At 67.5% G+C, this 13,176-nt stretch carries 13 protein-coding genes; all 13 read right to left on the bottom strand.

The window, feature by feature from the left end; genetic code table 11:
* Positions 1-4: 4 nt before the first annotated feature.
* Entirely contained in the window at positions 5-493 is a 489-nt protein-coding gene (gene fabZ, locus DDE10_RS02975) for a 3-hydroxyacyl-ACP dehydratase FabZ (RefSeq protein ID WP_114951204.1), read from the bottom strand.
* A complete protein-coding gene (locus DDE10_RS02970; RefSeq protein WP_114951203.1) occupies positions 493-1,116 on the bottom strand; it encodes an OmpH/Skp family outer membrane protein in 624 nt (207 codons plus the stop codon). The genes fabZ and DDE10_RS02970 overlap by 1 nt, the downstream gene beginning before the upstream one ends.
* Complete coding sequence (gene bamA, locus DDE10_RS02965; RefSeq protein ID WP_114951202.1) at positions 1,116-3,839, bottom strand: outer membrane protein assembly factor BamA; 2,724 nt, start codon at positions 3,837-3,839, stop codon at positions 1,116-1,118. The genes DDE10_RS02970 and bamA overlap by 1 nt, the downstream gene beginning before the upstream one ends.
* A 76-nt stretch (positions 3,840-3,915) precedes the next feature.
* On the bottom strand, positions 3,916-5,046 hold the full coding sequence (rseP, locus tag DDE10_RS02960) for an RIP metalloprotease RseP (RefSeq protein WP_114951201.1): 1,131 nt from the start codon (positions 5,044-5,046) through the stop codon (positions 3,916-3,918).
* Positions 5,043-6,209, bottom strand: coding sequence for a 1-deoxy-D-xylulose-5-phosphate reductoisomerase (locus DDE10_RS02955; RefSeq protein WP_114951706.1), 1,167 nt, complete (start codon positions 6,207-6,209; stop codon positions 5,043-5,045). Before DDE10_RS02955 ends, rseP begins: the two co-directional genes overlap by 4 nt.
* Entirely contained in the window at positions 6,206-7,069 is an 864-nt protein-coding gene (locus DDE10_RS02950) for a phosphatidate cytidylyltransferase (RefSeq protein WP_114951200.1), read from the bottom strand. Before DDE10_RS02950 ends, DDE10_RS02955 begins: the two co-directional genes overlap by 4 nt.
* Positions 7,066-7,734, bottom strand: coding sequence for an isoprenyl transferase (locus tag DDE10_RS02945; protein WP_114951705.1), 669 nt, complete (start codon positions 7,732-7,734; stop codon positions 7,066-7,068). The genes DDE10_RS02950 and DDE10_RS02945 overlap by 4 nt, the downstream gene beginning before the upstream one ends.
* An 83-nt stretch (positions 7,735-7,817) precedes the next feature.
* Positions 7,818-8,375 (bottom strand): ribosome recycling factor, encoded by a 558-nt coding sequence (frr, locus tag DDE10_RS02940; RefSeq protein WP_114951199.1) that lies wholly within the window; start codon positions 8,373-8,375, stop codon positions 7,818-7,820.
* Positions 8,362-9,102 carry a UMP kinase gene (gene pyrH / locus DDE10_RS02935; RefSeq protein ID WP_114951198.1) on the bottom strand — a complete coding sequence of 247 codons (741 nt, stop codon included), beginning with the start codon at positions 9,100-9,102 and terminating at the stop codon, positions 8,362-8,364. The genes frr and pyrH overlap by 14 nt, the downstream gene beginning before the upstream one ends.
* Before the next feature lie 282 nt (positions 9,103-9,384).
* Positions 9,385-10,335 (bottom strand): translation elongation factor Ts, encoded by a 951-nt coding sequence (gene tsf, locus DDE10_RS02930; protein WP_114951197.1) that lies wholly within the window; start codon positions 10,333-10,335, stop codon positions 9,385-9,387.
* A 134-nt stretch (positions 10,336-10,469) separates the two neighbouring features.
* A complete protein-coding gene (rpsB, locus tag DDE10_RS02925) occupies positions 10,470-11,228 on the bottom strand; it encodes a 30S ribosomal protein S2 (RefSeq protein ID WP_114951196.1) in 759 nt (252 codons plus the stop codon).
* Positions 11,229-11,508: 280 nt separating this feature from the next.
* Positions 11,509-11,955: a hypothetical protein gene (locus tag DDE10_RS02920; RefSeq protein ID WP_114951195.1), complete on the bottom strand. Its 447-nt coding sequence runs from the start codon at positions 11,953-11,955 to the stop codon at positions 11,509-11,511.
* Positions 11,956-12,295: 340 nt separating this feature from the next.
* Complete coding sequence (pssA, locus tag DDE10_RS02915) at positions 12,296-13,174, bottom strand: CDP-diacylglycerol--serine O-phosphatidyltransferase (RefSeq protein WP_114951194.1); 879 nt, start codon at positions 13,172-13,174, stop codon at positions 12,296-12,298.
* Between the last annotated feature and the right edge of the window lie 2 nt (positions 13,175-13,176).

The following is a 13,176-nucleotide window of genomic DNA, read 5'->3' as shown; positions in this document are numbered from 1 at the left end:
GCCCTCAATCCTTCGGCGGATCGGCGATCATCGCGGTGAAATTGGCCTCGGCGGCAAGCTTGTCGCCGATGAGGGCACGGCCTGCGAACTTGCAGACGCTGGCGCGCTTCTGGACGAACTCGACTTCCAGCCGGAGCAGAACGCCGGGTTCGACCGGTGTGCGGAACTTGGCGCCATCGATCGCCATGAAATAGACCAGCTTCCCCGTTCCCGAGAGTCCGAGCGATTCAACGGCGAGGACGCCCGCGGCCTGGGCCAGCGCCTCGACGATGAGAACGCCCGGCATGATCGGACGGTCGGGAAAATGCCCGGTGAAGAAGGGCTCGTTGATCGTCACCGCCTTGATGGCGACGATCTTCTCGTCGACGGTCAGTTCCTCGACGCGGTCGACGAGCAGCATCGGAAACCGATGCGGCAGCGCCGCCATCACCCGCCTGACGTCGAGCGGAGCTCGCGCGGACGGCGTGACGGCGGCGCTGGTCGGTTCCAGCATCAGCGGCCCTGCGGGCGCTGCTGCTGCTGTTGGGCCGGCTGCTGCGCAGGCTGTTGCTGCGGCGGCGGCGCGTTGACGTTGAACGCCGTCGAGTTGGCGTTCATCAGCTGCAGGACGGAATCGGTGATGTCGAGCGCCGGATTGTGGGCGAGCGTGGTGCTGACGTCGACGGCGAGGTTGGCGCCGCGCTGGCGGACGACCTGGCCGACCAGCGGGTCCATACGCTCCAGTATCTGCTGGACGACGAAGCTCTGATTGCGGCGCAGCTGCTCCTGGCGGGGGCCGAGCTCAGTCGCCGCGGCCTGCTGATTGGTCCGGAACGTCTGGATGCGCTGCTGGAGCGCCGCGTCGGGCTGGCCGCCCTGCGGCAGGGCGCGGAGCGCCGTCTCGATCGCCTGCTCCTCGGTCTGCAGCGGCGTGCTGAGCTGTTGGGCGCGCTGCTGGAACTGAGTGACCTGAGCCTGGAGCTGCTGCTGGGCGGCGACGCACTGCGTGCAGCTCTGCGCGATCCGGTCGCGATCGACGATGGCGACGATCGCCGGCGGGATGTTCTGCGCCTGGGCGGCCACGGGGGCGATCAGGGCAAGCGCGGCAACAGCCGCGCCGAAGGTGAGTTTGTTCATCAGAATGCGGTCCCTACGTTGAAAGTGAAGAGCTTGGTGTCGTCACCCGGCTCCGAGATGAGCGCCTTGGCAATATCGATCCTGAACGGGCCGAAGGGCGAATTCCAGTTGACGCCGAAGCCGACCGATACGCGCGGGCTCGGCGTGTTGCCGAGGAACACCTCGCGGAAGGGCTGGAGCACCTGCGTCTGCAGAAGATTGGTGCCGGCCGGGCAGCTCGCGCCTGTCGGAATCGGGGTCACCGTCGGGCTGGCGCCGCCGGTGGTGCACTGGCGCAGGCCCTCGGACGTCAGGACGTCGCGGAACAGCCGCGGATCGCCAGGCGGGATGTCGTTGGTGGCGGGGCGGCGAATGCCCCAGAGCGCGCCGACGTCGACGAAGATCGACGGGCGCAGTCCGAGGTCGCGGGCGCCGGCGCCGAGCGGGATCTCGAGCTCGGCCCGACCGAGATAATAGGCTCGGCCGCCGAGCGAGTCGTCGACGATGCTGTTGCGGTCGGTGTTGAAGGTCGGGTTGCCATCGTCGTCGAGGATCGGCGTTCCGTCGGGATTGGTCAGATAGAAGAGGCGCTGGATGCGCGGGCCGACGCCGCGAATGTCGAAGCCGCGGATCTGCGGGTTGCCGAGGAAGAACCGGTCTGTGAGGCGCACTGGATCGCGATTGGGGCCGCCATCCTCGAAGCTGTGGATGTAGCCCCCCTCGGCCGACACCGAGAAAATGAAGTTGTTCCAGACGTTCCAGTATTTCGCGGCGTTGAAGCGGCTGCGCAGATAGCGGGTGTCGCCGCCCAGGCCGGCGAAATCCTGGCTGAACAGCAGGCGCTCGCCGCGGGTCGGGCGGATCGAGTTGTTCAGGGTGCTGTAGAGCAGCGAATAGCCGACGCTTGAGGTCAGGCGATCGCCGATCACGTCGCACAGATAGCGGCCGGCGCGGAACGGATCGCAGACCGGCGGCAGCGGCCCTGACCCGTCGGGATCGGTGAAGAAGACGTCCTCGGACAGCGTCACCTCGTCGTAGACGAGGCCATAACGCAGGGCGAGGCTCAGATTCTCGGTGAGCGGCACGCCGGCGCGGAGCTGGCCGCCGGTGCTGACCTGCTCGTAGGTGGTCTCGCGATTGTTGTTGAAGAAGTTGAAGCTGTTCAGGTCGCGTCGGAAGATGTCGAAGCCGACGGCGATGTTGCGATCGAACAGATAGGGCTCGGTGAAGCCGAGCTCGATCGACTTCGAATAGCTCGAATAATTGACCGCGGCGCGCAGCTCCTGGCCGAGCCCGCGGAAATTCCGCTGCCGGATCGACAGGTTTACCAGGAACCGCTCGAGGCTGGAGAAGCCCGCGGAGAATTGCAGCTCGCCGGTGGCGCGCTCCTCGACGGCGACGCCGAGCACGACGCGGTCCGGCGCCGAGCCCTGCTCCTGGGTGATTTCCAGATTCTCCTGGAAGAAGCCGAGCGATTGGATGCGGTCGCGCGAGCGGCTGACCCGGACGCTGTTGAACGGATCGCCCTCGGCAAGGCGGAATTCGCGGCGGACCACCTTGTCCTGGGTGACGGTGTTGCCGCTGATGTCGATCCGCTCGACATAGACGCGCGGCGTCTCGGCGACCCGGAAGGTGATCCCCATGGTGAGGCCCTCGCGGTCGCGGTCATATTGCGGCCGCACGTCGGCGAAGGCGTATCCGAACAGACCGGCGAGCTCGTTGAGGCTGGTGACCGTGTCCTCGACCTGCTGGGCGTTGAACCAGTCGCCCTGCTCCATCGGCAGCGTGCGCTGGAGCTGCTCGGCGTTGAAGTCGCGAATGTCGCTCTGCACGCTCACCGGTCCGAACCGATAGCGATCGCCTTCCTCGACGACATAGGTGATGATGAAGTCGCGCCGGTCGGGCGTCAGCTCGGCGACGGCCGACACGACGCGGAAATCGGCATAGCCCTGGGTCAGATAGAATTGCCGCAGCTTCTGCTGGTCGAAGGCGAGGCGATCGGGATCGTAGGTGTCGTTCGACCCGAAGATGTTCCACCAGCGCGCCTCGCGCGTCGCCATCTCCTGGACGAGGCGGTTGTCGCCGAAGCGCTCGTTGCCGATGATGTTGATCTGGCGGACCTTCGAGCGCGGCCCCTCGTCGATCTCGAAGACGACGTCGACGCGGTTCTGGTCGAGCTCGACGATCTGCGGCTCGACCCGGGCGGCGTAGCGGCCCTGGCGCCGATAGAGCTCGATGATCCGGGCGACGTCGGCGCGGGCCCGGGAGCGGGTGAAGATCTGGCGCGGCGAAAGCCGGATCTCGGGGGCGATCTTGTCGTCCTTGAGCCGGCGATTGCCCTCGAGGATGATGCGGTTGATGACAGGATTCTCGCGCACCTCGACGACGATGTCGCCGGTGTCGACGCCACGGATCTGGACGTCGGCGAACAATTCTGTGGCGAGCAATTCCCGCAACGCCTGGTCGAGACGCTCGTTATTGTAGGGCTCGCCCGGCCGCAGCGCGGTGTAGGAAAGGACGGTCTCCGCCTCCAGGCGCTGATTGCCGGACACGATGAGGGTGCGGATGGTGCGGGCGGGCTCCGCCGCGACCGGCGAAGGCGCGGCGACGTCGGGGATCTGCGCCGTGGCCGCCGGCGGCGCGGTCTGGGCGCTCGCAGGCACGGCGAGGCCGCCGAGAACGGTGCCGACGAGGAGCGCCGCGCAATACTTCTTGCCTGTGGGAAATGCTTGGTTGGCCGTCACGCGTCCCCGCCCTTTGATTACTCACCGGCGGTCCGCCGGCCCGATCCCTGTCGTCGCTCGCCCTGCCCCAACAATCTCAGCCGATCAAGCCGCCAAGCCGGGTAAAGAGGCCAAAAGAGGCCAGGTCGTTGAACGTGACGAAAATCATCAGCGCCAGCAGCACCGCAAGCCCAGTCCTGAACGCCCATTCCTGGGCTTCGGCATTGAGTGGCTTACGCCTCACTCCTTCGATCGCGTAGAACAGCAGGTGCCCGCCATCCAGCAGCGGGATTGGCAAGAGGTTGATGAATCCGAGATTAATCGACACGACGATCATCAGCCAGAAGAAGTTGATCCAGCCGAGACTGGCCTGCTGGCCCGAGACTTCGGCGATCTTGAGCGGGCCGCCCAGTTCTTTCACCGAACGCTGCCCGGTCACCACCTGGCCGAGCGCGACCACCATCGTCTCGACCGTGTCGGCGGTGGCCTTGATCGCCGCGCCCGGAAGCTGGTGGAGCGGCAAGGTCGTATATTCGAACGAACTGGTCCTGAGGCCGATGACGCCGATCCGGGCCTCGTTGCCGAACTCGTCCCGCCTGACCTCCGCCCGCGAAACGGCATTCACCTCGACCCTCTGCCCTGCCCGCTCGACCACGAAGCGCATCGGCTGGTCCGGGCGCAAGCTGACATAGGAGACGAGGTCGGCGAAGGTATCGATCCGGTTGCCGTTCACCTCGAGCACCTCGTCGCCGGACGTGAATCCGGCAGCGGCAGCGGGACTGCCCGGCTGGACGTCGGAAACGATCGCCGCGCTCGATGGATAGCCCATCGTGGCGAAGACGATCATCAAGGCGACGACCGCGAACAGGAAATTGGTCAGCGGCCCGGCGAAGACGATGATGAAGCGCTGCCACACCTTCTTCGACTGGAAGGTCTCGGCGCGCTCGGCGGCGGGAAGCGCCAGCCACTCGTCGGACGGCGTGCTTGCCGGGTTCATGTCTCCCTTGAAGCGGACATAGCCGCCGAGCGGCAGCCAGCCGACCTTCCAGCGCGTTCCGCGCCGGTCGGTCCAGCCGAACATCTCGCGTCCGAAGCCGATCGAGAAGGCCTCCGCCTTCACGCCGAACCAGCGGCCGGCGAAATAATGTCCGAGCTCATGGATGAAGATGAGCGGCCCGATGACGAGCAGGAAGGAAGCGATCGTGAAGACCAAACCGGGGTTGTTCAAAGCGAGAACTTTCCTGCTGCATCGGCGGCGATCCGCCTGGCCTGCCGATCGATTTCGAGCACCTCGTCGATCGACGAAGGCGCGTCCGGATCGTAGCTTGCCAGAACCTCACCCACCACGGATGCGATATCGAGGAAGCCAAGCCGGCTTTCAAGGAAGGCGGCGACAACTATCTCGTTGGCGGCATTGAGAATAGCGGGCTTGGCACCGCCCTCGCGCAACGCCGTGCGGGCGAGGCCGAGCGCCGGGAAGCGCTCCAGGTCGGGCGCCTCGAAGCCGAGCGTCCCGATCCTGACGAGGTCGAGCCGCTCGCACTTTGTCTCCATCCGCTCCGGCCAGGCGAGCGTATAGGCGATCGGGATGCGCATGTCCGGCGCCCCCAATTGGGCGAGCACCGAGCCGTCGGCATATTCGACCAGCGAGTGGATCACCGACTGGGGATGGACGACGATTTCGATCGCCTCCTCCCCCACCGGGAAAAGATGGTAGGCTTCGATCAGTTCGAGGCCCTTGTTCATCAGGGTCGCGGAATCGACCGAGATCTTGGCGCCCATCGACCAATTGGGGTGGGCGACGGCTTCGGCCGGCGTCGCGCGGCGCATGGCCTCGAGGCTGCGGCAGCGGAATGGGCCGCCGCTCGCGGTCAGGATGATCCGCCGCACGCTCGTCGGATGCGCCCGGTCGAAGCATTGGTAGATGGCATTATGCTCGGAATCGACCGGTAGCAGGGTTGCGCCGCTGGCGGCGGCGGCGCGGGTCATCAGCGCGCCCGCCGAGACCAGGGCCTCCTTGTTGGCGAGGGCGAGCGTTCGGCCGTCCTCCAGCGCCCGCATCACCGGCTTGAGCCCGGCGGTGCCGACGATCGCCGCCATCGTCCAATCGGCGCCGGCACCGGCGGCGTCGATCGTCGCCGCCTCCCCGGCCTGCGCTTCGACGCCGGTGCCGGCGAGCGCGTCGCGCAGCGCCGGATAGGCCGCCTCCTCGCCGATCACCGCGAGCTGCGGCCTGAATGAGCGGGCGAGTTCGGCCAGCGCCGCCACGTCCCGGCCGGCTGTCAGCGCGACGATGTCGTACTTGTCGCGCTCGCCGGCGATGAGATCGAGTGTCGAGCGGCCGACCGATCCGGTCGCGCCGAGGATGGTCACGCTCCGCCGCTCGCTCACGCCGTCCACAGGCCCGCCATCAGCAGGAGCGTCGTCGCCAGCACCACCGCGAGCAGACCGTCCAGCCGGTCGAGGACGCCGCCATGGCCGGGAAGCAGCGTCCCGCTGTCCTTGACCCCGGCGCGTCGCTTTACCCAGCTCTCGTAGAGATCGCCCGCCTGAGCGATCGCCCCCATCGGCCCGCCGATCCATCGGAACAGCGGCTCGAGGTCGAAATACCAGGCGGTGAGCCAGCCGAGCAAGGCGGCGCCGGCGACGCCCCCGATCAGCCCCGCCCAGGTCTTGTTCGGGCTGATCCGCGGTGCGAGCTTCGGCCCGCCGATAGACCGGCCGGCAAAATAAGCGAAGATGTCGGTCGCCCAGGTGACCACGAACACCCAAAGGACGAGAACCTCCCAGACCCAGCTCAAGCTGACCATCGCGAAGGTCGGTATGCCGACATAGGCCATGCCGCCGATCATCGCGAGGCGGCGGCTGAGCAGGCCGATCAGCAGCGCCGCCAGCGCGACCGCGCCGAAGGCGAGCCAGTTCGGGCTCAAGGTCTGATCGTCGACGAACGCGACCATCGCCCCGCTCGCCGGATCGTACATCCAGTCGGCCGAGCCGGCGGGGTAGAGATATTCGGCGCCGACGAGCAGGATCGCCGCCAGCAAGGCAGCGCCGAGCCAGGCCCATAAGCGTGGCACGCGGTGCATGTCCGCCCATTCGACGATCATCACCGCGGCAGCGGCGGCAGCGAGCGCCCGGAACGGCCAGCCGCCGAGCCAGGTCGCCGCCACGGCGACCGCGATCATCGCGATCCCGGCGGCGAAGCGGGTCGGCAGGTCCGACCCCGGGACCGGCGTTCCGGCCTGGCTCACAAGCCGCCGTAGCGGCGCTCGCGCCGCGCATATTCGCTCAATGCCGCGCGCATCGCCTCGCCGTCGAAATCGGGCCACAGCGTGTCCACGAACAGCAATTCGGCATAGGCCGCCTGCCAGAGCAGGAAATTCGACAGCCTCTGCTCGCCCGAGGTGCGGATGAGCAGGTCGAGCGGCGGCAGGCCATGCGTGTCGAGCGCCGCCTCGATCCGCTCCTCGTCGATCTGGTCCGGCTCGAGCGTTCCGCGGGCGACCTCGCCTGCCAGCCGGCGCGTCGCCTGCACCAGTTCGCCGCGCGCGCCGTAATTGAGGGCGATGGCGACGGTCATCCGGTCATTGCCGGCGGTCCGTGCCACGGCATCGTCGACGAGCCTGGCCACGTCCGATTCGAACGCCTTGTGATCGCCCAGGATCTTGAGGCGGATCCCTTCCTTGTGAAGGCTGTCCAGCTCCTTCTGCACATAGAATCTCAACAAGCCGGTCAGGTCGCTGATCTCGGCCGCGGGGCGGCGCCAATTCTCCGAGGAGAAGGCGTAGAGGGTGAGGCATTCGACGCCCGCCTCGCCGGCGGCACGCACTGCCTTACGGGCCGCCTCGGCGCCTGCGCGATGGCCGGCCGAGCGCGGCAGGCCGCGCGCCTTCGCCCAGCGCCCATTGCCGTCCATGATGATCGCGACGTGGCGCGGGATCGCGGCGCCGGCCCCGGTCGCCTCCCGCCGCAGCTGCGTGTCCGGGCCGGCGGTCGGCGTCACCGCTGCAGAATTTCCTTGTCCTTGGCGGCTAGCGTCTGGTCGATCTCGGCGGTGGCCTCGTCGGTGAGCTTCTGCACCTCGGTCTCGCGGCGCTTGCGCTCGTCTTCGCTGATCTCGTTCTTCTTCTCGTCCTGCTTGAGCTGGTCGATGCCGTCGCGACGGACATTGCGCACGGCGATCTTCGCCTTCTCGCCATATTGGTGCGCGAGCTTCGACAATTCCTTGCGCCGTTCCTCGGTCATGTCGGGGATCGGCAGCCGGATATTCTGGCCGTCGATGATCGGATTGATGCCGAGGTTCGAGTTGCGGATCGCCTTCTCCACCGCGCCGACGTTGGAGCGGTCCCACACCTGCACCGACAGCAGCCGCGGCTCGGGCGCAGAAACCGTGGCGACCTGGTTGATCGGCATGTTGGAGCCGTAGACCTCGACCTGGATCGGATCGAGCAAGGCGGTCGAGGCGCGGCCAGTGCGAAGGCCGCCGAGATCGTGCTTCAGCGCCTCCACCGCACCATGCATCCGGCGCTGGATGTCGGCCTTGTCATAGCTGGGCATGGTTCCCTCCCTCATTCTGGACGATCGTGGCCGTGCCGCCCCCGCCGAGGACGCGGGCAAGGTTGCCACGTTCGCGGATGTTGAACACGACGATCGGAATATTGTTGTCGCGGCACAACGCAACCGCGCTCGCGTCCATGACCTTGAGATCCTCGGAGAGGACCTGGTTGAAGGTCACGCTCTCGTAGCGGCGCGCGCCGACGACCTTCTTCGGATCGGCGTCGTAGATGCCGTCGACGCTGGTGCCCTTGAACAGGGCATCGCAGCCCATCTCGGCGGCGCGAAGCGCGGCGGCGGTGTCGGTGGTGAAGAAGGGGTTGCCGGTGCCTGCCGCGAAGATAACCACGCGCCCCTTCTCCATGTGCCGCACCGCGCGACGGCGGATATAGGGCTCGGAGACGGTGGCCATGGGGATGGCCGACTGGACGCGGGTATCGACGCCGATCTTCTCGAGCGCGTTCTGGAGCGCCAGCGCGTTCATCACCGTCGCCAGCATGCCCATATAGTCGGCGCTCGCGCGGTCGAAGCCCTTGGCGGCGCCGGCAAGGCCGCGGAAGATGTTGCCGCCGCCGACGACCAGGCACAGTTCGTGGCCGTCTTCGCGCGCCGCCTTCACCTCGTCGGCCAGGCGGGCGACCGTGTCGGGATCGATGCCGAACTGGCCCTCGCCCATCAGCGCCTCGCCCGAAAGCTTCAGCAGGATACGGTTGAAGCGCGGGCGCGGCATGGGGCTGTCTTTCCCGGTCGTTCTGGGCTCGAGGGTGAGGATGGCGGGCACCTTAGTGCCAGTTCGGGCGGGGTGGAAGCGCTTTGCGCGGGCGGACGGGCACGCGGATGGCGCAGCCGGAAGTCAGCCCCTCCCCCCTTGCGGGGAGGATCGCGGCGGCTCTTTGATCCGCCCGGAGGACGGACCTGCCGCCGCGACGGGGTGGAGGTGCGCGGCGTGGCCGCGCGTCGGCCCCTTGGGGCGCCCCCCTTCCCGCCTCCCCCCAAAGGGGGAGGAGTAATGTCATGCCGCGCCGGCTTCCGCCTTCTGGCCGACGCCGGAAGCAGCCGCGACCTCGGCGGCGAAGTCGCTTTCCTTGCGCTCGATGCCCTCACCGAGCTGGAAGCGGACGAAATCGACCAGCTTGACGTCCTTGCCGAGCCGCTTCGCCTCGGCGGCGACGACGTCCTCGATCTTGGTCTTGTTGTCGATGACGAACAGCTGCGACAGCAGCGCATTCTCCTTGCGGAACTTGGCAAGCGCGCCCTCGACCATCTTCTCGACGATGTTCTCGGGCTTGCCGGACTCGGCCGCCTTCTCCTGCGCGATCGAGCGCTCGCGCTCGACCAGTGCCGGATCGAGATCCTCGCCGTGCAGCGCCAGCGGGTTGGCCGCGGCGATGTGCATGGCGAGCTGCTTGCCGAGCGCCTCGAGCGCGGCCTTGTCGCCCTCGCTCTCGAGCGCGACCAGCACGCCGATCTTGCCGAGGCCCGGCGCCGCCGCGTTGTGGACGTAGGAGACGACCACGCCCTGGGGCACCTCGAGCCGTGCGGCACGACGGATCGACTGGTTCTCGCCGATCGTCGCGATATTGTGGGTCAGCATCTCGGCGACCGTGCCGTGGCCCGGATATTGGGCGCGCGCCAGTTCCTCGACGTCGCCGCCGGTCGCCAGCGCGATCTGGGCGACATTGCGCACGAAGTCCTGAAACTGCTCGTTCTTGGCGACGAAGTCGGTCTCGCTGTTGACCTCGGCGACCGCGCCGATCGTGCCGACGACGGCGACGCCAACCAGCCCTTCGGCGGCGACGCGGCCGGCCTTCTTGGCAGCGGCGGCGAGGCCCTTGGTGCGCAGCCAGTCGATGGCGGCTTCCATGTCGCCCTGGGTTTCGCCCAGCGCCTTCTTGCAGTCCATCATGCCGGCGCCGGTGCGCTCGCGCAGTTCCTTGACGGTGGCGGCCGTGATCTCAGCCATGTCTCATATCCTCCAGGTCAAATAGCGTCGTTCGCCCCGAGCCTGTCAGAGGGCGCTCCTTCTCTCGTGAAGAAAAAGCGGGCTTCGACAGGCTCAGCCCGAACGGGGAGAGGCGCAGCCCCTCCCCTCATGTCTCAGGCGCTGGCCAGCGCCGCTTCGGCCGGCGGCTCGTCCATCGCGCCGATATCCTGGCCGCGGGCGGCGGCACCGCCCTGCTTGCCGGCGAGGACGGCGTCGGCGATGGCGTCGCAATAAAGGCGGATGGCGCGGCTGGCATCGTCATTGCCCGGCACCGGGAAGGCGATGCCCTGCGGGCTGACATTGGTGTCGAGGACGGCGACGACCGGGATGCCCAGCACGTTCGCTTCCTTGATCGCCAGCTCTTCCTTGTTCGCGTCGATGATGAACATGATGTCGGGAAGACCGCCCATGTCGCGGATGCCGCCCAGCGACATTTCGAGCTTGTCGCGCTCGCGGGTCAGCTGGAGGACCTCCTTCTTGGTGAGGCCTGCAGTGTCGCCGGCGAGCTGCTCCTCGAGCGACTTGAAGCGCTTGATCGAGTTCGAGATCGTCTTCCAGTTGGTGAGCATTCCGCCCAGCCAGCGATGGTTGACGAAATGCTGATTGCAGCGACGCGCCGCCTCGGCGATCGGATCCTGCGCCTGGCGCTTGGTGCCGACGAACAGCACCTTGCCGCCGGCGGCCGCGCTGGCGCGGACGAAGTCGAGGGCGCGCGCGAACAGCGGCACCGTCTGCGACAGGTCGATGATGTGCACCCCGTTGCGCTCGCCGAAGATGTACGGCTTCATCTTGGGGTTCCAGCGATGGGTCTGGTGGCCGAAATGCGCTCCGGCCTCGAGCAATGCCTGCATGCTGACGTCGGTGGACGCCATGTCGTTTCTCCTTCCGGTTCTACCTCTGCGGCGCCGAGAAGCCGGGCGTCCCGAAGGACCCTCCAGCCACCGGTATGATGGCATCCGCATGTGGAATGCGCGGGGACTTAAGGGCAGCGGCTCCGGAAATCAAGGTGATGGGAGCTACTCAGCAATCCGGTCGGCCCTCGCGCCGCTCGGCGGCGGCCCGGCCGCGCCCGGGCCGGTTACTTGAGCCGAATGGCGGAAGAGCCCTCCCCCGCGGGAACATCCGACGAGCTGGATATCGGGCGCCGAAGCGTCAGTGGCGCGAGTGCCGGTGCGAGAGGCCCCTGCGCCTGACCTCCTCGAGATGTCGTTGCTGCTCCTCCTTCGCCCATGATCGCGCGAGCGGCGAATCCGGATCGATCTTGGAGGTGCTCCGCGACGCGCTGCGCGATTCGGCCATGCGGTCCTTCCAGCCGCGGTGGTCGGCGGAGAGCCGATCCCGCGTCTTGCCCGCCGAAGCGGGCCGCCGGGGCGTCCTGGATGAGCGAGCGGCGCGGCTCAGCATCTGGACTGCGCGAACGCCACTGCAGATCGCGCAGAGGCCGCCGACCAGATAATAGATCCAAAGATTTTCGCTGTGCCGCACGTTGAGGGCAAGCCAGACCATGCCGCCGACGAAGAGGACCAGAACGAGGGCATGGACGATGAATGCCGTCGCTTCCTCCCTGTAATAGGTTCGGTCGGCGCGAAGCTTCGACATCTGTGCCCTTCATCCTCCTGGTGCGGACGTCCCGGCGCGTCGCACGTGGCCGCGACTGTCGCGCTTCATCCGCGCCAAAGGTTGCCCGAGCGCCGTTAAGAAGTGGTTCTCATCGGCCCACTTCACCCCCGGCGGCCCGTGTCAGGCGAGGTTTCACGTTCCGCTTGACAAGCGAACAAAAGGTGAACATTCTGTTAATTCAGGGTGCGGGCGGACCAAAAGGCCTGCTGAGCAGTTTCAACACGCTGACTTTGAAGGAGATTTCCGGTGGCCCATCTCGCCTCTATCCTGTTCTTCTCGGGCCTGCTGGTCGCGCTCGGCTTCGTCGCCGAGCAGATGCTCAGGGCGCATTGGGGGGCGATCGTCGCGGCGCTGGCTTATCCACGGAGTCCGGCGCGACCGGCGCCGCGTCCACGGGCGGCGCGGCGGGCGACGGCGAAGCCGCTGACGAACTCGCTGCCGCGGCGCGCAGCCGCCTGACCCGGGCATAGCTGGCGAGGCTGAAGGGGATCAGGGCAAGATAGAGGAAGGCCGCCGCGCTGAGCGCATGCCACGGCGCGGTGAACAGCAGGCCTCCGAACAAGGCGATGACGACGATCGCCTCGAGCCTGACGTTGCGCCGCAGCCGCAGCGAGGTCCAGGAGAAGGTGGCGACGCTCGAGATGACGAGGAAGGCGACGAGGGCGGCCCAGGGCGCGACCAGCCGGTAATCCTGGAGCCACGTCCAGCTACGGTCGCTGGCGAGCCAGAGATAGACCGGAAGCAGCAGCAGGCCCGCCCCGGCCGGTGCCGGCACGCCTGTCAGGAACCCGGCGGATTTGTGGGGCTGGTCTTCGGCATCGATGCGCGCGTTGAAGCGGGCGAGCCGTAGGGCCATGCACACGGCATAAGCGAGCGCGAACACCCAGCCGAACCGCGGCCAGTGCTGGAGTGACCACAGATGGAGGATGAGCGCCGGCGAGACACCGAAGGCGATGACGTCCGAAAGCGAGTCGAGCTCGGCGCCGAAGCGGCTCTGCCCCTTGAGCATCCGGGCGATCCGGCCGTCCATGCCGTCGAGGACGGCGGCGACGACCACGAACAGGATCGCGCGCTCCCAGTCTGCCGAGATCGCATAGCGGATCGCCGTCAGCCCCGAGCACAAGGCGAGCGCGGTGACGGCGTTGGGCGCGACGGCGCGCAGCGGGATGCCACGACGTTCCGTATCCCGCGGTGGCATGC

Source organism: Sphingosinicella terrae, from assembly GCF_003347635.1.
Lineage (GTDB): Bacteria > Pseudomonadota > Alphaproteobacteria > Sphingomonadales > Sphingomonadaceae > Allosphingosinicella > Allosphingosinicella terrae.
This window is presented reverse-complemented; position numbering and strand designations above follow the sequence as displayed.